At 74.2% G+C, this 21,490-nt stretch carries 24 protein-coding genes and 2 tRNA genes; 14 read left to right on the forward strand and 12 right to left on the reverse strand.

What is annotated here, in order from left to right; genetic code table 11:
• Nucleotides 1-22: 22 nt before the first annotated feature.
• Nucleotides 23-628 (forward strand): TetR/AcrR family transcriptional regulator, encoded by a 606-nt coding sequence (locus tag VKZ81_RS13295; RefSeq protein WP_324241830.1) that lies wholly within the window; start codon nucleotides 23-25, stop codon nucleotides 626-628.
• Nucleotides 629-646: 18 nt separating this feature from the next.
• On the opposite strand, the gene VKZ81_RS13300 is transcribed toward VKZ81_RS13295, so the two are convergent.
• The 4 genes from VKZ81_RS13300 to VKZ81_RS13315 form a co-directional block, all read right to left on the reverse strand.
• Nucleotides 647-1,144, reverse strand: a complete 498-nt coding sequence (locus VKZ81_RS13300) for an ATP-binding protein (RefSeq protein ID WP_324241884.1) — start codon at nucleotides 1,142-1,144, stop codon at nucleotides 647-649.
• Between the two features lie 66 nt (nucleotides 1,145-1,210).
• Nucleotides 1,211-1,402: a MerR family transcriptional regulator gene (locus VKZ81_RS13305; RefSeq protein WP_324241831.1), complete on the reverse strand. Its 192-nt coding sequence runs from the start codon at nucleotides 1,400-1,402 to the stop codon at nucleotides 1,211-1,213.
• A gap of 431 nt (nucleotides 1,403-1,833) precedes the next feature.
• Nucleotides 1,834-2,166: an AzlD domain-containing protein gene (locus tag VKZ81_RS13310; protein ID WP_324241832.1), complete on the reverse strand. Its 333-nt coding sequence runs from the start codon at nucleotides 2,164-2,166 to the stop codon at nucleotides 1,834-1,836.
• Entirely contained in the window at nucleotides 2,159-2,824 is a 666-nt protein-coding gene (locus tag VKZ81_RS13315; protein ID WP_324241833.1) for an AzlC family ABC transporter permease, read from the reverse strand. Before VKZ81_RS13315 ends, VKZ81_RS13310 begins: the two co-directional genes overlap by 8 nt.
• Nucleotides 2,825-2,886: 62 nt before the next feature.
• On the opposite strand from VKZ81_RS13315, the gene VKZ81_RS13320 reads away from it, so the two are divergent.
• The 4 genes from VKZ81_RS13320 to VKZ81_RS13335 all read left to right on the forward strand — a co-directional run bounded on the left by VKZ81_RS13320 (nucleotide 2,887) and on the right by VKZ81_RS13335 (nucleotide 5,118).
• Nucleotides 2,887-3,342, forward strand: a complete 456-nt coding sequence (locus VKZ81_RS13320; protein WP_324241834.1) for an Lrp/AsnC family transcriptional regulator — start codon at nucleotides 2,887-2,889, stop codon at nucleotides 3,340-3,342.
• Nucleotides 3,343-3,356: 14 nt separating this feature from the next.
• Entirely contained in the window at nucleotides 3,357-3,842 is a 486-nt protein-coding gene (locus VKZ81_RS13325; protein WP_324241835.1) for a GNAT family N-acetyltransferase, read from the forward strand.
• Between the two features lie 41 nt (nucleotides 3,843-3,883).
• Entirely contained in the window at nucleotides 3,884-4,453 is a 570-nt protein-coding gene (locus VKZ81_RS13330) for a hypothetical protein (protein WP_324241836.1), read from the forward strand.
• A gap of 71 nt (nucleotides 4,454-4,524) precedes the next feature.
• A complete protein-coding gene (locus tag VKZ81_RS13335) occupies nucleotides 4,525-5,118 on the forward strand; it encodes a GNAT family N-acetyltransferase (protein WP_324241837.1) in 594 nt (197 codons plus the stop codon).
• Between the two features lie 27 nt (nucleotides 5,119-5,145).
• Here the strand turns inward: VKZ81_RS13335 and VKZ81_RS13340 are convergent, their stop codons facing one another.
• Together VKZ81_RS13340 and VKZ81_RS13345 are read right to left on the reverse strand one after the other, a co-directional pair.
• On the reverse strand, nucleotides 5,146-6,810 hold the full coding sequence (locus VKZ81_RS13340) for an FAD-binding dehydrogenase (protein ID WP_324241838.1): 1,665 nt from the start codon (nucleotides 6,808-6,810) through the stop codon (nucleotides 5,146-5,148).
• 10 nt (nucleotides 6,811-6,820) lie between these two features.
• Complete coding sequence (locus VKZ81_RS13345) at nucleotides 6,821-7,759, reverse strand: patatin-like phospholipase family protein (RefSeq protein ID WP_324241839.1); 939 nt, start codon at nucleotides 7,757-7,759, stop codon at nucleotides 6,821-6,823.
• 170 nt (nucleotides 7,760-7,929) lie between these two features.
• Here VKZ81_RS13345 and VKZ81_RS13350 point away from each other — a divergent pair, with 170 nt between their 5' ends.
• From VKZ81_RS13350 to VKZ81_RS13360, 3 genes are read left to right on the forward strand one after another with little or no spacing between them, the layout of a single operon-like run.
• Nucleotides 7,930-9,300 (forward strand): glycoside hydrolase family 140 protein, encoded by a 1,371-nt coding sequence (locus tag VKZ81_RS13350; protein WP_324241840.1) that lies wholly within the window; start codon nucleotides 7,930-7,932, stop codon nucleotides 9,298-9,300.
• 10 nt (nucleotides 9,301-9,310) lie between these two features.
• A complete protein-coding gene (locus tag VKZ81_RS13355; protein ID WP_324241841.1) occupies nucleotides 9,311-10,543 on the forward strand; it encodes a serine hydrolase domain-containing protein in 1,233 nt (410 codons plus the stop codon).
• Between the two features lie 5 nt (nucleotides 10,544-10,548).
• On the forward strand, nucleotides 10,549-10,944 hold the full coding sequence (locus VKZ81_RS13360) for a phage holin family protein (protein ID WP_324241842.1): 396 nt from the start codon (nucleotides 10,549-10,551) through the stop codon (nucleotides 10,942-10,944).
• A 31-nt stretch (nucleotides 10,945-10,975) separates the two neighbouring features.
• On the opposite strand, the gene tenA is transcribed toward VKZ81_RS13360, so the two are convergent.
• Nucleotides 10,976-11,662 (reverse strand): thiaminase II, encoded by a 687-nt coding sequence (tenA, locus tag VKZ81_RS13365; RefSeq protein ID WP_324241843.1) that lies wholly within the window; start codon nucleotides 11,660-11,662, stop codon nucleotides 10,976-10,978.
• A gap of 274 nt (nucleotides 11,663-11,936) precedes the next feature.
• Here tenA and VKZ81_RS13370 point away from each other — a divergent pair, with 274 nt between their 5' ends.
• The gene (locus tag VKZ81_RS13370; RefSeq protein WP_324241844.1) at nucleotides 11,937-12,152 is read left to right on the forward strand and encodes a hypothetical protein; all 216 of its coding nucleotides are present in this window, start codon (nucleotides 11,937-11,939) and stop codon (nucleotides 12,150-12,152) included.
• A 4-nt stretch (nucleotides 12,153-12,156) separates the two neighbouring features.
• On the opposite strand, the gene VKZ81_RS13375 is transcribed toward VKZ81_RS13370, so the two are convergent.
• From VKZ81_RS13375 to VKZ81_RS13390, 4 genes are all read right to left on the reverse strand, one after another.
• Nucleotides 12,157-12,300 carry a hypothetical protein gene (locus tag VKZ81_RS13375; protein WP_324241845.1) on the reverse strand — a complete coding sequence of 48 codons (144 nt, stop codon included), beginning with the start codon at nucleotides 12,298-12,300 and terminating at the stop codon, nucleotides 12,157-12,159.
• A gap of 91 nt (nucleotides 12,301-12,391) precedes the next feature.
• Entirely contained in the window at nucleotides 12,392-14,050 is a 1,659-nt protein-coding gene (locus VKZ81_RS13380; protein ID WP_324241846.1) for a class I adenylate-forming enzyme family protein, read from the reverse strand.
• On the reverse strand, nucleotides 14,050-15,324 hold the full coding sequence (locus tag VKZ81_RS13385; protein ID WP_324241847.1) for a cytochrome P450: 1,275 nt from the start codon (nucleotides 15,322-15,324) through the stop codon (nucleotides 14,050-14,052). The genes VKZ81_RS13380 and VKZ81_RS13385 overlap by 1 nt, the downstream gene beginning before the upstream one ends.
• 60 nt (nucleotides 15,325-15,384) lie before the next feature.
• Entirely contained in the window at nucleotides 15,385-18,423 is a 3,039-nt protein-coding gene (locus tag VKZ81_RS13390; RefSeq protein WP_414709370.1) for a helix-turn-helix transcriptional regulator, read from the reverse strand.
• Nucleotides 18,424-18,874: 451 nt separating this feature from the next.
• Here VKZ81_RS13390 and VKZ81_RS13395 point away from each other — a divergent pair.
• From VKZ81_RS13395 to VKZ81_RS13415, 5 genes are all read left to right on the forward strand, one after another.
• Nucleotides 18,875-18,947 (forward strand) — tRNA-Thr (locus VKZ81_RS13395).
• Between the two features lie 29 nt (nucleotides 18,948-18,976).
• Nucleotides 18,977-19,052 (forward strand) — tRNA-Met (locus VKZ81_RS13400).
• Nucleotides 19,053-19,087: 35 nt separating this feature from the next.
• The gene (gene rpmG / locus VKZ81_RS13405; protein ID WP_028929141.1) at nucleotides 19,088-19,255 is read left to right on the forward strand and encodes a 50S ribosomal protein L33; all 168 of its coding nucleotides are present in this window, start codon (nucleotides 19,088-19,090) and stop codon (nucleotides 19,253-19,255) included.
• A gap of 2 nt (nucleotides 19,256-19,257) precedes the next feature.
• Complete coding sequence (locus VKZ81_RS13410; protein WP_324241849.1) at nucleotides 19,258-19,707, forward strand: FAS1-like dehydratase domain-containing protein; 450 nt, start codon at nucleotides 19,258-19,260, stop codon at nucleotides 19,705-19,707.
• On the forward strand, nucleotides 19,704-20,132 hold the full coding sequence (locus VKZ81_RS13415) for a MaoC family dehydratase (protein WP_324241850.1): 429 nt from the start codon (nucleotides 19,704-19,706) through the stop codon (nucleotides 20,130-20,132). Before VKZ81_RS13410 ends, VKZ81_RS13415 begins: the two co-directional genes overlap by 4 nt.
• Nucleotides 20,133-20,158: 26 nt before the next feature.
• Here VKZ81_RS13415 and VKZ81_RS13420 read toward each other — a convergent pair whose 3' ends face one another.
• A complete protein-coding gene (locus VKZ81_RS13420; protein ID WP_324241851.1) occupies nucleotides 20,159-21,394 on the reverse strand; it encodes a pyridoxal phosphate-dependent aminotransferase in 1,236 nt (411 codons plus the stop codon).
• Nucleotides 21,395-21,490 lie beyond the last annotated feature (96 nt).

Genomic DNA, 21,490 nt, shown 5'->3' on the forward strand with positions numbered 1-21,490 from the left:
ACCCGATGTGTGAGCAGCCCTGATGCCCGACCAGCCGCCCGCTCGCCGCACGCAGCGAGAGCGCCGCGAGGAGGCCGAACGCAAGGTCCTCGCCGCCGCGACGGCGTTGATCGCCCAGCACGGGTCGCGCGCGCTCACCCTGGCCGAGGTCGGCCAGGCCGCCGGCTACAGCCGCGGGATCGTGTCCCACCACTTCGGCAGCCGCGAGAACCTGCTCCGCGCGGTGGTGCGCGATGCCCGGACCTTCCCGCTGCCCGACCCGGACAACAGCGCCGCGGACTGGCTCGCGGGGCTGGTCCGCGCCTACCTCGAGAACGTCGCGGGCCGGCGCCCGTCCGCCCGCGCGTTCCTGCAGATGTGGGGCGAGGCGATCGCCGCCGACCCCGTCCTGATGCCGCTCTACGCGGAGGAGGACGCCGGCTTCCGGCGGCTCGTCGCCGACAAGGTCCGGGAGGGGCACGGCGACGGCTCGGTGCGCGCGGACGCCGACCCGGAGGCGATGGCCGTGTTCCTGGTCGGCCTCCTCCGCGGGATCGCGCTGCAGCTGATCTCGACCCCGCCCCCGGAGCCGGTCGAGGCGATCATCGAGGAAGCCGAGCGGTCCACCCGGCGCGCGCTCGAACCGTGACGGCCCCCGGCCGCGGGCTCAAGCCTCGGTGGGCGCCGGGCGCGAGGTGAGCGTGAGCGTGGTGCCCGAGTCGTCGCCGTCGATGGAGACGTCGTCCGCGCAGGCGCGGATGATGTTGAGCCCGTGGCCCCGGAAGTGGGCCGGCGCGACCGGTGCGCGCCAGCGCCCCCGGTCGCGCACCGTGAAGACCACCCGCCGCTCGCCGCCGGCCCCGGCCACCACCCTGCCCTCGACCTGGACCGTCGCCGAGTCGGTGGAGGACGGCGTGGTGCGGGTGTTCACCCCGTAGCCGTGCTCGACGCTGTTGCTCACCGCCTCGCTGAGCGCCAGCACCAGGTCCTCGAGCTGCTCGGCCGGCCAGCGCAGGTCGTGCAGCCAGCGCTCGACCCGCTCGCGCGCGATCGACGGCGCGACGAGCTCGGCCGGCAGGTCGAAGCGGAGGTCGGCGGCGGCGGGCGGGCCTGGGCGCGGACGGGGGATGCCACCAGGCCGCCCGTCCTGGTCGGATGGTGGCATCACGTCGCTGAAGTCCTTCGTCCGGGCCCGGGAAGCGTGCCACCTACTACCCGTTGGGCGGGCGTGTCACTCGTCGCCCCGGTGGCGAAGCTCCCGGAGTTGCTGCTTGACCTTCTCGACGTCCCAGCGGGCGTGCCCGCCGGGTGACTCCAGCTCGGGCACGAGGACGCCGAGCGACCGGTAGCGCTGGATGGTCCGCTGCGACAAGCCCAGGGCGCGCGCGAGCTCACTCGTGGTGACCAGGCGCGGTTGGGTCATGCCGACACCATATGCGCTGGTAGGCGCTGTTTGATGACGTCTGGCGCTCGTGGCGGTGATTACGGATTGTCGGCGATATCTGGCGTTGTTTGGCGGAGTTGGCGGAGTTGGAGTACTTTGACGCTATGGCGGGAGACGAGGGCGGCGCCTACTTCGAGGCGCGGCTGCCTGACGGGTCGTCCGTGGTGGGCACCGCGCGGGACGAGGCCCACGCGCGACGGGTGATCGAGTCGATGCAGGACGGCCGGGGCTACCCGTGCGACCACTGCGCAGGCGTCGTGGCCTACGACGGCGAGGCGCACCGGTGGGTGCACCGCTACGGCGGCGGCGACGTCCGCTGCTACCCGCCGAAGCCGCGGCCGACCGCGTGGCCCGCACCCCCGGCCACCCGCGACCGCCCGTACCGGCGAGGGCTGTGGGGGGCGAGCGGGTCAGCCGACGAACAGCACGCTGGCGAGCACGACGTGCACCGCGGTGCCGCCCGCGATGCTGAGCACGACGTTGCGCCGCCAGAGGTGCAGCGCCGCGGTGGCGGCGAGCGCGATCGCGACGCCGACCCCCCGGGCCGGCACGGTGAGGGGCGTGTGCCGCAGCGTGTAGCTCACCAGGATGACCATCACGCCGACCGGCATGCCCGCGGCGAGGTGGGGCAGCAGGGAGCCGGTGCGCAGCGGCGCGAGCAGGGCGAAGGGCAGCGCGCGCAGCGCCCACGTCACGGCGGCGGCCACCGCGACGACGGAGGTCAGGTAGGCCGCGTCAGGCACGGCGCACCACCGCGTACCTCGCGAGCAGGAACAGGGTGAACAGCGCCATCGCCGCCACCAGCATCTGGTCGCCGAAGACGACGTGGCCGACCAGCGCGCACCCGACCGCCGCCACGACGGCCGGGACGTCGCGGCGGGCGCGGAAGGCGTCGATCCCGAGCACGACGAACAGGGCCGTGACGGCGAAGTCGAGCCCCCGCACCTCCGGCGGGATCAGGGTGCCGCCGAGCGCGCCGACCGTCACGCTGCCCGCCCAGAACAGGTGCACGAAGCCCTGCAGCCACAGGATCCGCGCCCTGCTCCAGGTCTGCGCCTCCGGGCGGGCGGTGACGGCGTAGGCCTCGTCGGTCAGCGCGAACGTGCTGTAGGCCTTCGCGACGGCGCCCGGCACGCGGTGCAGCGGGAACGACAGCGCGTAGAACACGTGCCGGAAGTTGACCAGGAACGCCGCGACCGCGACCTGGCCGAGCGGGGCGAGCGTCGTGACGAGCCCGAGGAGCAGGAACTCCAGCGATCCCGCGAAGATCACCGTCGCGAAGATCGTGGCCCACCACCAGTCGAGGCCGGAGCGGGTGACCAGCACCCCGAACGCCAGCCCCATCGCGGCGGCGGCGATCCCGACCGACAAGGCGTCCTTGAAGGCGTGCCGGACATCCACGCTGGAACGATATGACGATTGCTCGGCACGATGATGTCAATTTGTGGCGCTATGCTGCGCAAATGCGCAATCAGTACCGCCTCGATGCCATAGATCGTGAAATATTGTTCCACCTTCAGCGGGACGGCCGGTTGAGCAACGTCGAGCTGGCCCGCCGGGTGGGGCTGACGCCGCCGCCGTGCCTGCGCCGGGTCAAGCGGCTGGAGGAGGCGGGGGTCATCACCGGCTACCGCGCCACGGTCGACCCGGCGGCCACCGGCCAGGGCTTCGAGGTCATCGTCTCCGTGGAGATCACGGTCACCGACCTCGGCACGCTGCAGGACTTCGAGGCGGCGGTGGCCGGGTTCGACGAGGTCGTCGAGTTCCGTCGGATGTTCGGCCGGCCCGACTACTTCCTGCGCGTCCTCGTGGCCGACCAGGCCGCCTACGAGGAGCACCACATGAAGCTGTTGGGGTTGCCCGCGGTGTCGCGGGTGGTGTCGCACCAGACGATGAAGCGGATCAAGACCCGCGACTGAGGGAGGATCGCGGCGTGGACGATCTCGCGACCCTCGACGGCGGCGTCACGCTCCGGCGCGCCGGGCCCGACGACCTCCCCCAGATCGTCGCCCTGCTCGCCGCCGACCAGCTGGGCGTGCACCGCGAGGCGGCCGACGACCTCGCGCCCTACCGCGCGGCGTTCGACGCGATCGCGGCCGACCCCGCGCACCTGCTCGTCGTCGGCGTCACCGCCGGCCGGGTGGTCGCCACGATGCAGCTGACCTTCCTCCCCGGGCTCGCCCGGCGCGGCGCGTGGCGGGCGCAGATCGAGGCCGTGCGGGTGCACGCGGACGTCCGCAGCCGCGGCCTGGGCGGGCAGATGATCGGCTGGGCGGTCGAGGAGGCGCGGCGCCGCGGCTGCTCGCTCGTGCAGCTCACCACCGACAAGCGGCGCACCGACGCCCACCGCTACGAGCGGCTCGGGTTCGTCGCCTCGCACGAGGGGATGAAGCTCGCGCTCGAGCCCGCCGGGAGGTGATCTCCCTGTCCGCGGGCCCGCGGCTGTGCCACCCTCGGCACATGGCAGCGGTGCAGACGGAGCGGGCCGCCCCGGGCTCTCCCGTGGCCACGCTGCTGCCCGGACGCGCGTACGGGGTGCAGGCCCCGCTGCTCTACTACACGAGCATGCTGCTGCGCAGCCGCGGCTGGGCCGTGCGGACGGTCGAGTGGGAGAAGGTGGCCGGGCTCGACCTCACCGACCACGCGGCGGTCAGCGCGTTCGCGGCGGAGGTCGTCGCCACCGCCGACCCGGCGCGGGACGTCGTGGTCGGCAAGTCGCTCGGCTCGCTGGCGCTGCCCGCCGCCGCCGAGCGCGGGGTGGCGGGCATCTGGCTCACCCCGCTGCTGGGCGTGGAGGACGTGCGCCGCGCCGCGGCCCGCGCGCCCGCGTCCACGCTGCTGATCGGGGGCACCTCCGACCCGTTCTGGGACGGCGCGGCGGCGGTCGCCACCGGAGCGGAGGTCTTCGAGGTGTCGGGCGCCGACCACTCCCTCGAACGCCCCGGAGACCTCCAGGCCACCCTCGACATCCTCGCCCGCGTCCTGTCCCGGATCGACGCCCGGTTGTCCGAGCTGGCCGATCGCCGGTGATCACCGCGGCCGTCGGTCACCCGACCGGGCCGGGCCCGGGCGCCGAGCGCCGCCCGGTAGGGTCACCGCCGATGATCACGTGCTCGCCCCGCTCGCATCCGGTCGGCGAACTGACGGGGAGCAAGGTGCGGCTGCGAGAGGTCGATCCCGCAGACCACCACCGGTTGATCAGGTTCGACCGCGAGGCGACCCGCCTGCCGCGAGGCGGCCGCTACCAGCACTGGGCGGCGCACCGCGCGAGCGTCGCCGAGGTCGGCGACGAGGCCCAGTTCGCGATCGAGACGCTGCGCAGCGGGCTGCTGGTCGGCTCGATGTGGACCGTGCCGACCGACCCGCAGGCGCGGCGGTTCAGCTACGGCATCGGGATCGGGCCCCAGCACCGCCGGTGCGGCTACGCCAGCGACGCGATCACCACGCTGCTCGCGCACATGTTCACCGAGCGCCGCTACGCGACGTGCGAGGTCGGCATCCACGGCCGCAACGTCGCCTCCCGCGTCCTGCACGCCCGGCTCGGCTTCCACGAGGAGGACCGCCAGGGCGACATCGTGCGCATGTGCCTCGGTGCGGACCGGTTCGCCGAGCTGCACCGGAACCGGTCTCACCCCGACCGGGGCCGCCACTGGCGCCCCCGCGGCCAGCACCGCCACCCCCGCCGCCTGCGCTGACCCCGCCCCCCTTCCGACGAGCGGCGCTCAGATGGTGAGGGAGACCGCGCGGCCCGCCTGGCGGCCGGAGAACAGGCAGCCGCCCAGGAAGGTGCCCTCCAGCGAGGCGTAGCCGTGCACGCCCCCGCCGCCGAAGCCGGCGACCTCGCCCGCCGCGTACAGGCCGGGGAACGGCGTCGTGTCCGGCCGCAGGACCCGCCCCGACAGGTCGGTCTGCAGGCCGCCGAGCGTCTTGCGTGTGAGCACGTGCAGCTTCACCGCGATCAGCGGCCCGTTCGCCGGGTCGAGGATCTTGTGCGGGGCCGCGGTGCGCACGAGCCGGTCCCCGCGGTAGCGCCGGGCCCCGTGGAGGGCGGTGACCTGGAGGTCCTTGGTGAACGGGTTGTCGATCTCGCGGTCGCGCGCGCGGATCTGCCGCTCCAGCTCGGCGAGGTCGATCAGCGGCTCGTCGGTCAGCGCGTTCATCCCGGCGACGAGCTCGGGGAGGGTGTCGGCGACGACGAAGTCCGCGCCGTGCCGCTTGAACGCCTCCACCGGCTCGGGCGCGCCCGGCCGGACGCGCTGCAGCACCTTGCGGAGGTCCCTGCCGGTGAGGTCCGGGTTCTGCTCGGAACCGGAGAGCGCGAACTCCTTCTCGATGATCTTCTGCGTGAGCACGAACCAGGAGTGGTCGTAGCCGCTCGCGGTGATCGCCTTCAGCGTGGCGAGCGTGTCGAACCCCGGGAAGCACGGCGCCGGGAACCGGCGGCCCCGCGCGTCGAACCACAGCGACGAGGGCCCCGCCAGGATCCGGATGCCGTGGCGCGCCCAGATCGGGTTCCAGTTGCGGATGCCCTCGGTGTAGTGCCACATGCGGTCGCGGTTGACCACGCGCGCCCCCGCGGCCTCGGCGATGCCCAGCATCCGCCCGTCGACGTGCTCGGGAACGCCCGAGATCATCGACTTCGGCGCGGGCCCCAGCCGGGCCGGCCAGTTGGCGCGCACGAGGTCGTGGTCGCCGCCGATCCCGCCGGACGTGACGATCACGGCCTGGGCGTGCAGCTCGAACTCGCCCACCTCGGTGCGCGAGCTCGCCGTGCCGCGCGCCGCCGAGCTCGGTTCGAGCACCGCGCCCCGCACGCCGTCCACCACGCCGTCGGTGACCGTGAGCCCGTCGACGCGGTGCCGGAACCGCAGCTCGACGAGCCCGCGCGCCTCGGCGTCGCGCACCTGGCGCACGAACGGCTCCAGCAGCCCCGGCCCGGTGCCCCACACGATGTGGAAGCGCGGCACCGAGTTGCCGTGGCCGTCGGCGAGCCCGCCGCCCCGCTCCGCCCAGCCGACCACGGGGAACCAACGCACGCCGAGCCCGTGCAGCCACGCCCGCTTCTCGGAGTGGGCGAAGTCGACGTAGGCGGTGGCCCACTGGCGGGCCCAGAAGTCCTCGCCCTTCGGGTCGTCGACGCCGCGGTCGAAGGCGGCGGTGCCCAGCCAGTCCTGCAGCGCGAGGTCGACGGAGTCGCGGATGCCCATCCGCCGCTGCTCGGGGCTGTCGATCAGGAACAGCCCGCCGAACGACCAGAACGCCTGCCCGCCGAGCCCGGTCTCGGGCTCCTGGTCCAGCAGCAGAACCCGCTTCCCGGCCGCGGCGAGCTCGGCCGTGGCGACCAGGCCGGCGAGGCCGGCTCCCACCACGATGACGTCGGCATCCACCCGGAACACCCTAAGCAGCGTCGCGGACCCGGGCGAGCGCGGCGATCACCGCGTCGTAGCCGGTCCGGGCGGCGCGTTCGACGCGCGCGGCGTCGGTGGTGAGGCCCCGGACGCCCTCGTCGCGCTCCGGGAGCAGCGCCAGCAGGTGGGCGCCGTCGCGGGCCGGGTGCGCGGCGTCGTCGAGCACGGCGAGCACCGGGGCGTGCCGCCGGGTCTCCTGCGCCATCCGGCCCAGGCCGGGCGCGACCCGGTCGAGCACGCGCGCCCACCCCGCGGGCCCGCCCACCTCGCGGCGCCGCAGCTCGCTCCCCGCGCGGGTGAACAGCGCGAGCACGTGCGTCGCGCCGTCGGCGAGCGCCCGCAGCACCGGCAGCGGCTCGCCGACCGACCCGTCGATCCAGCGCCGCCCGTGCAGCTCGACCGCGGGGCCGGCGAGCAGCGGGATCGAGGCGGTGGCGCGCAGGGCGAGCTTCCACTCCTGCGCCGTGGTCGGCTCCAGCACGTGCGGCGCCAGGTCGTCCAGTGACGTGGCGATCACGCGCAGCGGGACGCGGGAGTCGCGCAGCCGCTCCCAGTCGAGCGGCTTCGAGCGGACCAGGACGTCGTCGAGCAGGTGGTCCAGCGACACCAGCGGCCGGCGCGGGAAGCGGCGCGGGTCGATGAACTCCCGGCACGCCATGTCCTCGTAGAAGATCGCCGCCGACCCCCGGCCGCTGCCCAAGAGCAGCCCGGCGCCCACGAACGCGCCCGCCGAGCTGCCGTAGACGACGTCGAAGAACGGGGCGAGCCCGGCGTCGGTGAGCGCGTGCACCATCCCGCCCGCGTACGCGCCACGCATCCCGCCGCCGCTCACCGCGAGCGCGATGCGGTTGCCGTCGGCCCGGCTGCCCGCGTCCCGGCGGCGCAGCAGGGCCCGGATCACCTCGTCGTCGCCGGCCCGGACCGCCACGCCCGGATCATCCCCCGCGCCGCGGGAGCTCGGCCACGTCCGAGCGCGGTGGCAGCGAGGTGGCCGTGCCGCGACGACGGCCGCGGCCTCCCCGATCGGGTCGATCTTCGCGAAACGGGCGGCGCCGCGGCCCGGACCGAAGCAGGATCTCGAGGATGCGAGGTGCCGGGATGACCTTGGTGTCCGCGCTGCTCGCCGCCGTGCTCGGCGGCCCGGCAGGGCCCCAGCAGCAACCGCCCCAACCGGCACCCCAACTCCCGCCGCTGCGGGTGAGCGACAACGGGCGCTACCTCGTCCACGACGACGGCACGCCGTTCTTCTGGCTCGCCGACACGGCGTGGAGCATCTTCGTCAACCTCGACCGCGCCGAGGTCGAGCGCTACCTCGACGCGCGGGCGGAGCAGGGCTTCACCGTGATCCAGGCCGTCGCGGTGTTCCCGCAGGCCGGCGGGCCGGGACCCAACCGCTACGGCCACCACCCCCTGTCCGACGGGCTCACGCCCGCGGTTGCCCCCGGGCCGGACGACGACTACTGGGACCACGTCGACTTCGTCGTCGCGGCCGCGGCCGCGCGCGGGCTGCGGATCGGGCTGCTGCCGGTCTGGGCGGACAATCAGGTGGGCAAGCTCGTCACCACCTCGAACGCGCGGGCGTACGGCGAGTTCCTCGGCGCCCGGTACGGCCGGAACGTCGTGTGGATCATGGGTGGGGACCACGGCGCCGACGGGGCGGAGGACGTGTGGCGCCGGCTCGCCGAGGGCGTCGCGGTCGGAGCGAACGGCGCGGTCGACCACACCGGGCTGCTCATGACCTACCACCCCCGCGGGGACCAGACCTCCGCCGAGTGGTTCCACGACGACGAGTGGCTGTCGTTCAACATGTTGCAGGGCGGGCACTGCCGCCGTTGGGACAAGCTGCTCGGCCTCATCGAGGGCAACTGGGCGCGGCGGCCGCCGAAGCCGTTCCTCGACGGCGAGTCGATCTACGAGGACCACCCGATCTGCTGGAAGCCCGAGGACGGCTTCTCCACCGAGGAGGACGTGCGCCGCAACGCGTACTGGAGCGTGTTCGGCGGCGCGGCCGGCCACACCTACGGCCACCACGCGGTCTGGCAGTTCCTCACCGAGGACCGCGAGCCCTCGCTGGGCGCCCGGGGTACCTGGACCGCGGCGCTCGACTTCCCGGCGGGCAAGCAGATGCGCCACGTGCGGGCCTTGGTGGAGTCCCGCCCGTACCTCACCCGCGTGCCGGACCAGTCGATCGTCGCCTCCGGCGGGGTGCGCGCCACCCGGGACGCCGACGGATCGTTCCTCATGGCCTACACGGTCGACGGGAAACCGTTCGCGCTCGACACCACCGTGCTGTCGGGCACGGGTCTGCGGGCGTGGTGGTTCGACCCGCGCACCGGCACCGCCACCGACGCCGGGCCCGCGCCGCGTGGGCGGTCGGTCGAGTTCACGCCGCCGGAGCGCGGCGACCGGGTGCTCGTGGTCGACGACGCCTCCCGCGGGTTCCCCCCTCCGGGCGATCACCGCCGGTAGGGTCGGCTGCGTGGCGCAGCTCAAGGTGGACGCGGAACCGGAAGAGGTCGGCTTCGACGCACAGCGGCTCCAGCGGGTCGAGGCGCACTTCCGCCGCTACGTCGACGACGGCAAGCTCCCGGGCTTCACGGTCGTGGTGGCGCGGCGCGGCCGGGTCGTGCTGCACGCCCACCACGGGCTCGCCGACGTCGAGGCGCAGCGGCCGGTCGCCGACGACACGATCTGGCGCATCTACTCGATGACCAAGCCGATCACCTCGGTGGCCGTGCTGATGCTCTACGAGCGCGGCCTGCTCGAGCTCACCGACCCGGTGGCCCGCTACATCCCGTCCTTCGGCGACCTGCGGGTCTACCGGAGCGGGTCGGCGGCCAACCCCGGCACCGTCCCCGCCTCCGAGCCGATGCGCATCTGGCACCTGCTGACCCACACGGCGGGGCTCACCTACGGCTGGCACCACGCCCACGCCGTCGACGAGATGTACCGGGCGAAGGGCTTCGAGTTCGGCGTCCCCCCGGGCATGGACCTCGCGGCGGCCTGCGACGCGTGGGCGGCGCTCCCGCTGCTGTTCGAGCCGGGCACGGAGTGGAACTACTCGGTGGCCACCGACGTGCTCGGCCGGGTCGTCGAGGTGGTGTCCGGGCGCCCGCTCGACGCGTTCCTCGCCGAGGAGGTGTTCACCCCGCTCGGCATGGAGGACACCGCGTTCCACGTCGCGCCGGACGAGGTCGGCCGCCTCGCCGGGCTCTACATGCCCAACCCCCAGGGCGGGCTGCTGCGCAACTCGGTCATGGGCGACAAGGTCACTCAGGAACCGACGTTCCTGTCCGGCGGCGGCGGGCTCGTGTCCACCGCGGCCGACTACCACCGCTTCACCCAGATGCTGGCCCGCGGCGGCGAGCTCGACGGGGCCCGGCTGCTCGGCCCGCACACGGTCGCCTACATGACCCGCAACCACCTGCCCGGCGGTGCCGACCTCGAGCGGTTCGGCCGGCCGATCTCGTCCGAGTCCTACAACCAGGGGGTCGGGTTCGGCCTCGGCGTGTCGGTGGTCGTGGACGCCGCCGCCGGCAAGACACTCACGCACGAGGGCGAGTACGCGTGGGGCGGGCTCGCCAGCACCGCGTTCTACGTCGACCCGGCCGCGGAGGTCACCGCGATGTTCTTCACCCAGCTGGTCCCGTCGAGCACCTACCCGATCCGCTCGCAGCTGCGGGCGCTCGTCAACCAGGCGCTGGTGGGCTGATCGCGATGTCCAACCCGCTCGCGCTCGTCATCCGGGTGGTCGTGGTGGCGGTCAGCCTGTGGGTGGCCACCCTGGTCGTCCCCGGGATCGACAACACCGCCGGCACCACGAGCAGCCGCATCGGCACGTTGGTCGCGGTCGCGCTGATCTTCGGCCTCGTGAACGCCGTGCTGAAGCCGGTGATCAAGGTGGTCGGCTGCCCGTTCTACATCCTGACGCTCGGCCTCATCGGGCTCGTCGTCAACGCGCTGCTGTTCATGCTCGTCGGCTGGATCGCGAGCGGTCTCGGGCTGCCGTTCGTCGTGGGTGGGTTCGGCGCCGCGTTCGTCGGGGCGATCGTGGTCGCCGTGGTGAGCTTCCTGCTCCACGTGCTGATCCCCGACCGCCTCGACCAGCGGTAGCGGCCGCTGGTCGAGGCGGTCGGGGCCGTCGCTACAGGGGCCACGTCTCCTTGCGGTAACCGGCGTCCCAGAACATCCACTCGTAGGTCGACGTGCGGCGGAAGTGCTGGCGCATCAGCGCCCGCTCGTGGTCCGACAGCGTCTCGCCCACGCGGTCGGTCAGGTCGAGCACCGAGTCGACCACCGCCTGGAACTCGTCCCCGCCGTACATGGCGATCCAGCGGGCGTAGAGGGGGTCGGGCGAGCCACGGGAGACCAGCTCCTCCCCGACCCGCGCGTAGATCCAGTAGCACGGCAGCACCGCCCCGATCGCCTCCGCGAACGACCCGCCGTAGGCCGTGGCGAGCAGGTAGCTGACGTAGGCCTGCGTCGTGGGCGCCACCGGCTCCAGCGCCGCCTCCTCGGGCGAGGAGCCCAGCTCGGCCATCAGCGCCGCGTGCAGGTCGCGTTCGGCCGCGATGGCCTGCGCGGCGTGCTCGCAGAACATGACGGTGCCCGCCTCGTCCGGCGCCTTCGCCCCGCAGAGCGCCAGCGCCCGCGCGTACCCGCGCAGGTAGTGCGCGTCCTGGACGATGTAGTGCCGGAAGGCGTCCCGGGGCAGCGAACCGTCGGCGAGGCCGGTGAGGAACGGGTGGGCCAGGATCGCCGCGTAGATGTCCTCGACGTCGGTCCACAGGACGTCGCGGGTGCGCAGGGTGGAGTGGGCCGGAGTCGCCATGGCTCGACGCTACGACGGCGGCGGCTCCGGTGGAACCACCCCGCTCCCGGGCAATTGCCGTGCGAGGTTTGCTCAGGCAATTGCAGGGAAAGCCCTGGTCAGACGGTGCGACGCCGGAGGTGGCCGGAAAATGAGATCTCGCTCACTCTTCGCTGGACTTCCCTCTCGCGTCCCGACTCCGGTGCTTCACCATGAACACCCACGGGCGGCGACTCAACGCCGAGCGCGTCGGACCGCATTCCCTGCGGAGGTGAGTCGAATGGATCCCGCTCCGATGGACCATCACGAGAAGATGCGACTGCGCGCCGCGGCGTTCCGCGCCACCCGGCTGTACCCCGGACCGGTCGGTGAGCTCGTGTCCCGGGAGCTGCTCACGTGGGAGGAGTTCGGCTACCGGCTGGGTGGCGAGCAGCTCGTGATGCGGTTGGTCGACCACGTGCTCAAGTCGCCGATCCCGCAGCCGGCCACCGAGGCCGAAGCCGCCGCCTGAGCGGCTACCGGCCGTACGTGGCGGTGACCGTCGCCCCGTTCGACGGCACACCGTCGACGAGGGCCCCCGCCGTGGCGGCGAGCACGAGCATCGCGGCCAGCGTGATGAAGCTGCCCGCGTAGCCCACGAGCTCGAGACCGGCGCGCACCCGCCTCGCCCGTCGACGACGCGGGGGGCGGGGGGTGGGGTACGCGGCAGGAGCGGCCATGCTCCTGCTATCGCGGTCCGCCCCCCGGTCGTTAACCCGCCTGCACGAGGCGGTCCCGCAGCGCCCGCTTGAGCACCTTTCCCGCGGCCGACACCGGGATCTCGTCCACCAGGTGCACCTCGCGCAACCGCTTGTACGGCAGCACCCGGGCGTTCACCGCCTCCATCAGCGCATCGGCCTGCGGCCTGTCGAAACCGGGGGCCACGACGAACGCCACCGGCAGCTCCCCCGCCACCGGGTCCGGCCGGCCCACGACCGCGGCGCCGACCACGCCCGGCTGCGCGTACAGCAGCTCCTCCAGCTCCCGCGGGTACACGTTGTAGCCCTTGTAGAGGAGCATGTCCTTCTTGCGGTCGACGATCGTGAGGTAGCCGTCCTCGTCGAGGGCGCCGATGTCGCCGGTGCGCAGCCAGCCGTCCACGAGCGCGGCGGCCGTCTCCTCCGGGCGGTCCTTGTACCCGACCATCACCTGCGGGCCGCGGATGCACACCTCGCCCGGTTCGCCGTCGGGCAGCGACACCAGCTCGGGCACCGCCGGGTCGACGATCCTGATCTCGGTGTCGAACACCGGCGGCCCCACCGTGCCGGGTTTGCGGACCGCCGAGCGGGCGAGCGGGCCCTGCGTGGCCACCATCGTGACCTCGGTGAGGCCGTACCCCTCCGAGATCACGACCTCCGGTCCGAGCCGCTTGCGCAGCCCGTCGATCATCTCCACCGGCATCGGCGCGGCCCCGGACGTGATCGAGCGGACCGAGGACAGATCCCGGGTGGCGAAGTCCGGGTGCCGCAGCAGGGCGGCGAACAGCGGCGGCGCTCCGCCCAGCGAGGTGACCCGGAACCGTTCGGCGTCGGCCAGGTAGGCGCCGGGGTCGAACCGGTCGTGCAGCACGAGCGTGTCGCCGCGCAGCACCGGCACGTTCATCCCGCCGATGGTGCCCATGGCGTGGAACCAGGGGGTGACCGTGACCGCGCAGCCGGTGCCGAGCCGGACCGGCCGCTCCTCCGGCGGCTCCACCTGGTCGAGCACCAACCCGCCCGCGCCGTCCAGCTCCGGCACCGCCCCGCTCGCCCAGCAGGCCGACTGGAGGGTGTTCACCACGACGTTGCGGTGCGGCAGCAGCACGCCCTTCGACCGGCCCGTGGTGCCGCCGGTGTAGGCGATGTGCGCGAGATCGGCGTGCACGTCGATCTCGACGTCCGGCGGGGTCTGCGGGGCGTCGGCGTGGAAGGCCTCGAAGTCCTGCGCACCGGCCACCGCGACCGGGTGGGTCGGGTCGAGCGCCTGCTCCCGGTCGGTGGCGAGCACCAGCCGGATCCGCGTGTCCTCGAGCACCGCCGCGAGCGCCGGGGCGGCTCGCGCCCACGTGACGGCGGCGACAGCGCCGCAGTCGGCCAGCTGGGCGCCCAGGTCGGCGGGCGGCAGCAGCGGGTTGGCAGGGGAGAAGGTGGCGCCCGCCATGAGCGTGCCGTAGTAGGCGATCGCGTACTGCGGGCAGTTCGGCAGGTGCAGCGCGACGACGTCCCCGCGGCCGATCCCGGCCGCGCGCAGGGCCTGCGCGAACGCCGACGCCCGCGCGTGCAGCTGGGCGAACGTGAGGTCGCGGCCGTAGTAGTGCACGGCCGTGCGGTCGGCGAAGCGGCGCGCCGAGCCCGCGAGGATCGCGCCGACCGGAACCGGCGGGTAGTCCATCAGCCCACCCCACCGGGTGTGAAGGCCACCGGCAGGTGCTTGATCCCGTTGATGAACATCGACTTCAGCCGCTGCGGCTCCCCGGTGGCGGCGATGTCCGGCACGCGGGTGAGCAGCTCGCGGAACATCACCGTCATCTCCCGGCGCGCCAGGTGCGCGCCGAGGCAGAAGTGCGGGCCCGCGCCCCCGAAGCCGACGTGCGGGTTGGGCGAGCGGCGGACGTCGAACGCGTCGGGGTCGGGGAACCGCTCCGGGTCGCGGTTGGCCGCCCAGTAGAACAGCGCGACCTTGTCGCCCTCGTGCAGCTGCGTGCCACCCACCACGGCGTCGGTGGACAGCGTGCGCCGCATGTAGATCACCGGGGACGCCCAGCGGACGATCTCCTCGATCGCGGTGGGCGTGACACCGTCGATGTCGTCCAGCCAGATCCGCCGCTGGTCGGGGTGCTCGGTGAGCAGGTGCAGGCCCCAGCTGATCGCGTTGCGCGTGGTCTCGTTGCCCGCCACCACGAGCAGGATGAAGAAGCTCGCGAGCTCGTCGGAGGTGAGCCGCTCGCCGTCGACCTCCGCGTTGACCAGGGCCGACGTGACGTCGTCGGTGGGGTGCTCGACGCGGTGCCTGCCGAGGTCGCGCATCAGCTCGGCCAGGTCGTGGCCCGCCTGCAGGAGCGCCCCGATGATGTCGTCGGTCTCCGCGACGTACTCGGGGTCGCCGACCCCGAGGATGGTGTTGGTGCGGTCGAACACGAACCCGTACTGGCTCTCGGGCACGCCCATCATGTCGCACACGATCTTCAGCGGCAGGCGGGCCGAGATCGCGCCGACCGCGTCGCACTCGCCCTGGTCGATCACGTCGTCGACGATCGCGCTCGCGGTGCGCTGCACCTCGTCGGTGAGGTCGGCGAGCCGCCGCGGCGTGAACCCGCGGGAGACGATGCGGCGCAGCCGCGCGTGCCGCGGGTCGTCCATGTTGATCATCGAGCCGTAGAACTCGCGGAACTCCGGCGGCTGGTCCACGACGTTGGTCGCGCCCTTGCCCGAGGTGAACACCGCGGGGTTGCGGCTGGCCGCGACGACGTCGTCGTAGCGGGTGAGGGCGTAGAAGCCGGGGCCGCGGGGCAGCCCGATGTCCGGCTCGGGGAAGAACGGCACCGGGTCGCGCTCGCGGAGGGCGGCGAAGGCGGCGGCCCGCTCCGCGATCGGCAGCGTCCAGAACCCGATGTCGGAAAGGTCCGGGCGCTCGGCCCAGGTGTCGGTCGCGGTGCTGGTGGTCATGGTCCGCCTCCCCCGATTGTGGACCGGATCACATCCACCGTAGTTGGCGAGGGGTGATCCTCAAGGGGCCGGCCGCGCCAGCTCGCGGCCCGCGGGGGCCAGCAGCCCGCGTGCGTACGCGACGCTGACCGCCTCGGTGCGGCTGCTCACGCCCAGCTTCGCCATCACCCGCGACAGGTGCACGCTCACCGTCTTCTCGCTGATGAACAGCTCAGCGCCGATCTGCCGGTTGGTGCGGCCCTCGGCGACCAGCGCGAGCACGGACCGCTCGCGGGGCGTGAGCGGGTCGGCCCCCGCGGGCTGCGCATCGGCCGCCTCCAGCTGCACGCCCGCACGCCGGGCCAGCCGGCGCACGGCGTCCGCGAGCGGCGCCGCCCCGAGCGCGGTGGCGGCCTCGTACGCCGCGTGCAGGTCGGGCTCGACGAGCGCGGCGGTGCCGCCGTCCTCCAGCACGGCCTCGGCGTGGCGCACCAGCGCGTACGCCTGCCGGTAGCCGACGCCGTCCGCGCGGTCGCCGGTCTCGTAGCCGAAGGCGTCGACCACCTCGCGCCACGCGGCCGGGTCGGCGCCGGTGAGCCGGGTGAGCTCGGCCCGCGCGCGCCGCAGCCAGGCGACGCCCTCCGGGCCCAGGGCGCCGGCGCGGGGGAGCCCGCGCTCGGCGGCCTGCTCGGCGATGCGCACCATCTCCCGCGCCGCGTCCGCGGCCTCGGCAGCCGGCTGCAGCCCGGCCGCCGCCATCTCGGCGTGGGCGGCCGCCCCCAGCGCGGCGAGCTGGATGCGGCCCAGGTGGGGGTTGTGCTCGTCGTAGGAGCCGATCTCGAGGCCGGCGATGGCCTCCCGCGCGCGCCGGGCCGCCTCCTCCGGCCTGCCCTGCCAGAGCGCGGTCTCGACCGCCGCCTCGCCGACCAGCAGGACCACCTGCTCGTCGAGGATGACCGACTCGCGCAGCTCCGCGAGCCGCCGCTCGACGGAGGCGAACCGCCCCCGGGCCACGGCGGTGAGCAGGCCCGCGGCGGCGAGCCGGGTGGCGACGACGGGCGAGACGGACTCCCCGGCGATCTCGGCGGCCGCCTCCGCGGCGTCCCACTCGCCGCGCAGGAACCGCGCGATCACGTGGGCCACCCGCAGGTTCAGCCCGTAGGCGCTCCACGTGGTGCCGGTGGCGGCGGCGCGCTCCTCGCCCGCGGCGAACTCCGCGCCCGCCTCCGCGAGCCGCCCCTCGTCCAGCAGGGACATCCCGAGCGAGTAGTAGGTGCGCAGCTCGACGGCGAGGTTGCCGGAGCGGCGCGCCAGCGGCTTGGCCTCGGCGAGCAGCGTGCGGGCGCGGGCGGGGTCGCCGCCGAACTCGGCGCACACGGCCAGCGAGACCAGCGCGTCGGCCTTCGCCGCGTCGAGGTCGCCGTCGGGGTCGGGGGACAGCAGCCCCGCCACCTCCAGCGCGGTCTCGGCCTCGACGACGGCCTCGCCGAAGCGGTCGAACCGGGTCAGCACGCGCGAGAGCGTGGTGTGCGCCCACGCGAGCTCGGCGGACGGGGGTTCGCGTTCGAGCAGCTCGAGCGCGCGGCGGGCCGCGGCGAGGGCCTCGTGCTCGCGGCCGGCCAGGTCCAGCAGCCGCAGCGCGTACCGCTGCCCGATCCGCGCGGTGAGCGCCGGGTCGCCGCGCTCCTCGGCGAGCTCGAGGGCTCGCCTGCCGAGCGCGATGCCGCGGTCCGGGTCGCCGGTGCTGCTCGCGCCCCAGGCGGCCCACCGGGTGACGGAGCACTCGTCGACCCCGGCCACCGCCTCCGCGTCGGGCACCGCGCTCCACAGCTCGATGGCCCGCTCGGCGTGCAGCAGCACCTCCGCGGGTGCCTCGCGGTCGTCGGCCTCCAGCGCGGCCTGCACGGACGCGGCCAGCGCCAGCCGCAGGTCGTGGCCCGCCATCGCGTGGTGGGCCAGCTCCGCGGCCCGCCCCGGCTCGGCCACCCCGCGCGGGCCCGTGCCGCCCGGAACCGCCAGCAGCTCCGCGTACCGGGCGTGCACCCGGCTGCGCTCGCCGGGCAGCAGCTCGTGGTAGATCGCCTCGCGCAGCAGGGCGTGCCGGAACTGGTAGCCCTCGTCGGCGCCGAGCGGGCCGGCCTCGGCGTCGGCCGGCACCAGCACGTGGTGGGCGACCGCCTCGTGCAGCGCCTGCTCCAGGTCGTCGTCGGAGAGGCCCGACACCGCCGCGAGGCGGCGGTGGCCCACCTTGCGCCCGGCGACCGATGCGATCCGCAGCACCCGCTGGGTGGTGGGGGAGAGCCCTTCGACGCGGGCCACCAGCACCTCGACGAGCCCGTGCGGGAGCCCGTCGGACGAGGCCGACACGAGCTCCTCGGCGAAGAACGCGTTGCCCTCGCTGCGCCGGGCGATCCGCCGCAGCATCGGCTCGGGGAGGCTGCCGTCAGCGAGCCTGCGCACCAGCTCGAGCGACTCGTCGGGGTCGAGCGGCGCGAGGTCGAGGCGCTCGACCTGGGGCAGCCGCACCAGCTCCGACAGCAGCGGCCGCAGCGGGTGGCGGCGGTGCAGGTCGTCGCTGCGGTAGTTGGCGAGCACGACCAGCCGCTGCCCCGTGAGCCGCGACAGCAGGAAGAACAGCAGGTCGCGGCTGGAGCGGTCGGACCAGTGGAGGTCCTCGACCACCACCAGCACCGGCGTGGTGGCGGCGAGGTCGTCGAGGACCGACAGGACCGCGTCGAAGACCTGCAGCTGCCCGAGGTCGCGCTGCTCGCCGCTGCTCGCCGGGCGGGCGAACCCGCCGGGCAGCAGGTGGCGCAGCGCGGCGTGCTCGGCGACCAGGTCGGGGTGGGTGGCCGCCAGCGCCCCGACGATCTCGGTGAACGGCAGGTACGGCAGCGCCGACTCGGCGGTGTCGAGGCAGCGGCCGACGAGCACGGTGAAGCCCGCGGCGGCCGCGCGTTCGGTGGCCTCGGCGACGAGCCGGGACTTGCCCACCCCGGCGTCGCCCGACATCAGCAGCCCGGTGGGCTTGCCGGCCACCGCCCGCTCGAGGGCCGCGGTGAGCACCGACACCTCGTGCCGGCGCCCCACCAGCTCGATGCCGACCCCCAGGCGCGCCACGCCGGTCATCGTGTCACGGCGTACCGACGATCTGCCTCGTGTTTCGGCTGCCGGTGAACGGGCGGTGGCGGTCCGCTCGGGGGCTCCTCGCGGCGTCTGCGGGTGGCCCGGCGGGCCAGCCGGGCGAGGCGGAAGTGCTCCGCGTCGGCGAGCAGGCAGGCGCGGTGGTCCTCGGAGCGGGTGGACAGGGTGCTGAGATCGGTGAACACGAGACCCAGGCTCGGCCTGAGGGCCCCGGCCCCGCATCGGGCGATCACGTCGTCGTCGCCGGTGCGCGGGCGCCGCCGGGGTAAGGGCGGTGCGGCCGGACCCCTTACCCGGCCCCGACCTGCGGGGCGCGCGGCCCGCCGCCGGCGCGGGCGAAGGGGGGTGGGACCCGTTGCCGGGCCCTCGGGAGGGTTGTGTAGCATCGAAAGCGGCCGGGCGGGAGAGACCGCCTGCCTGGTCTGCCGCCCCTTTAGCTCAGTCGGCAGAGCGTCTCCATGGTAAGGAGAAGGTCTACGGTTCGATTCCGTAAAGGGGCTCTGCGGAGCGGCCCGACCCGGCTCCGCGAAGCGGCGTAGCTCAGTCGGTAGAGCAAGCGGCTCATAATCGCTGTGTCGCCGGTTCAAGTCCGGCCGCCGCTACCAGCTCTCGATCCACCACAGGCAGCAGGAGGCACGCGATGGCGAAGGCCACGGACGTCCGGCCGAAGATCACGCTGGCGTGCGAGCAGTGCAAGCACCGCAACTACATCACCAAGAAGAACCGGCGGAACGACCCCGACCGGCTCACCATCAAGAAGTTCTGCCCGAACTGCGGAACCCACCGCGAGCACCGCGAGACCCGCTGAGCGTGCCGGACGCCTCCTTCGTCGGGAAGGCGCTGCCCCCGACCGCTCCCTACCGGGTCGGCCGCGAGAAGATCCGGGAGTTCGCCCTCGCCATCGGCGAGGGCGCTTCCGTGTGTCTGGACGTCGACGCCGCCCGCGCGGCCGGCCACCCCGACGTCGTCGCACCGCCCACGTTCCCGGTCGTGTTCACGATGCCGGCGATCGAGCGGTTCCTGCGCGACCCGGCGTTCGGCTGGGACTACCTGCGGATGGTCCACGGCGACCAGTCGATCACGCTGCACCGCCCGATCCACGGCGGCGACGACCTGGTCACCACGATCCACGTCGACGACCTGAAGACCCGCGGCGGCAGCCACTTCCTCACCCTGCGCTGCGAGGTCGCCGACACCTCCGGTGAGCCCGTGGCCACCACGAAGCTGCTGCTCGTCACCGCGGCGGAGGAGGGCGCATGACCGCGGCCGAGGTCGGCACCGAGCTGCCGCCGCTGTCGGTGCGCGTCACCCGCGCCGACCTCGTCCGCTACGCGGGCGCGTCCGGCGACTTCAACCCGATCCACTGGAGCGACCGCGTCGCCGCCGCGGCGGGCCTGCCCGGCGTCATCGCCCACGGCATGCTCACGATGGCCATCGCGGGCCGCCTCGTCACCGACTGGGCGGGCAGCCCGGCCGCCATGCGCAGCTACGGCGTGCGCTTCACCCGCCCCGTCGTCGTGCCCGACGATGACGAGGGCGCGCTCGTCGAGATCAGCGGCAAGGTCACCGACATCCGGGAGTCCGAGCGCGGCGAGCGCATCGCCAAGGTCGCCATCACCGCCACGTTCGAGGGCAAGTCCGTGCTCGGCCGCGCGGTGGCCGAGGTGGCGCTCCCGACCGGCTGACCCGGGCCGGGAGCGCCTGCTCCCGGCTAGCGCGCCTCGGCGAGCAGCGCGCCCATGCGCTCCACGCCGGTACGCAGGTCGTCGTCGCCGAGGGCGTAGGACAGCCGGAAGAAGCCGGGCGTGCCGAACGCCTCGCCCGGCACCACCGCGACCTCGGCGTGCTCCAGCACGGCCGCGGCCAGCTCCACGCTCGTCCGCGGGCGCGAGCCGCGCAGCTCCTTGCCCAGCAGCCCCTGCACCGAGGCGTAGGCGTAGAACGCGCCGCGCGGGGTGGGGCACTCCACGCCCGGGATCGCCCGCAGCAGCTCCACGATCGTGCGGCGCCTGCGGTCGAACGCCTCCCGCATCTCGTGCACCGCGTCGAGCGGGCCCGTGATCGCCGCCAGCGCCGCCCGCTGCGAGATGTTGCAGACGTTCGACGACACGTGCGACTGCAGGTTGGTGGCCGCCTTGACGACGTCGGCGGGCCCGGCGAGCCAACCCACCCGCCAGCCGGTCATCGCGTAGGTCTTCGCGACGCCGTTGACGATCACGCAGGTGTCGGCGAGCTCGGGCACGACGACCGGCATCGACACCGCCTCCGCGCCGTCGTAGACGAGGTGCTCGTAGATCTCGTCGGTGATCACCCAGATGCCGTGCTCGACGGCCCAGCGCCCGACCGCCTCGGTGAGCTCGCGGGAGGCCACCGCGCCCGTCGGGTTCGACGGCGAGCACCACAGCAGCACCTTCGTGCGCTCGGTGCGGGCCTCCTCGAGCTGCTCCACCGACGGCAGGTAGCCCGCCTCCGGGCCGCAGACGACCGGCACGGTGACGCCGCCGGCCAGCGCGATCGCCTCCGGGTACGTCGTCCAGTACGGCGTGGGCAGCAGCACCTCGTCGCCCGGGTCGACGAGCGTGGCGAACGCCTGGTAGACGGCCTGCTTCCCGCCGTTGGTGACGAGCACCTGCGACGGCGAGATCTCCAGGCCGGAGTCGCGCAGCGTCTTCTGGGCGATCGCCTCCCGCAGCTCGGGCAGGCCCGCGGCGGGCGTGTAGCGGTGGTTGCGCTGGTCGGCGCACGCCGCCTCGGCCGCCGCGACCACCGCGGCCGGCGTGGGGAAGTCCGGCTCCCCGGCGCCGAAGCCGATCACGGGGCGCCCGGCGGCCTTCAGCGCCTTCGCCTTCGCGTCCACCGCCATCGTCGCCGACTCGGCGATGCCGCCGATGCGGGCGGAGATGCGGCGGGTGGCGGGGGCCGAGGTGGTCGAGGTGCTGGCAGCCATGGCAGCATCCTCCCTCAGCGGGTCGCGCACCGCCCCGGTGGGCCACGGGGGGTGTGCGGTGGAAGGCGCCCGAATGCGGTGCCGTACACTCGACCT

This window comes from Pseudonocardia sp. (genome assembly GCF_035305885.1).
Taxonomy (GTDB): Bacteria; Actinomycetota; Actinomycetes; order Mycobacteriales; family Pseudonocardiaceae; genus Pseudonocardia.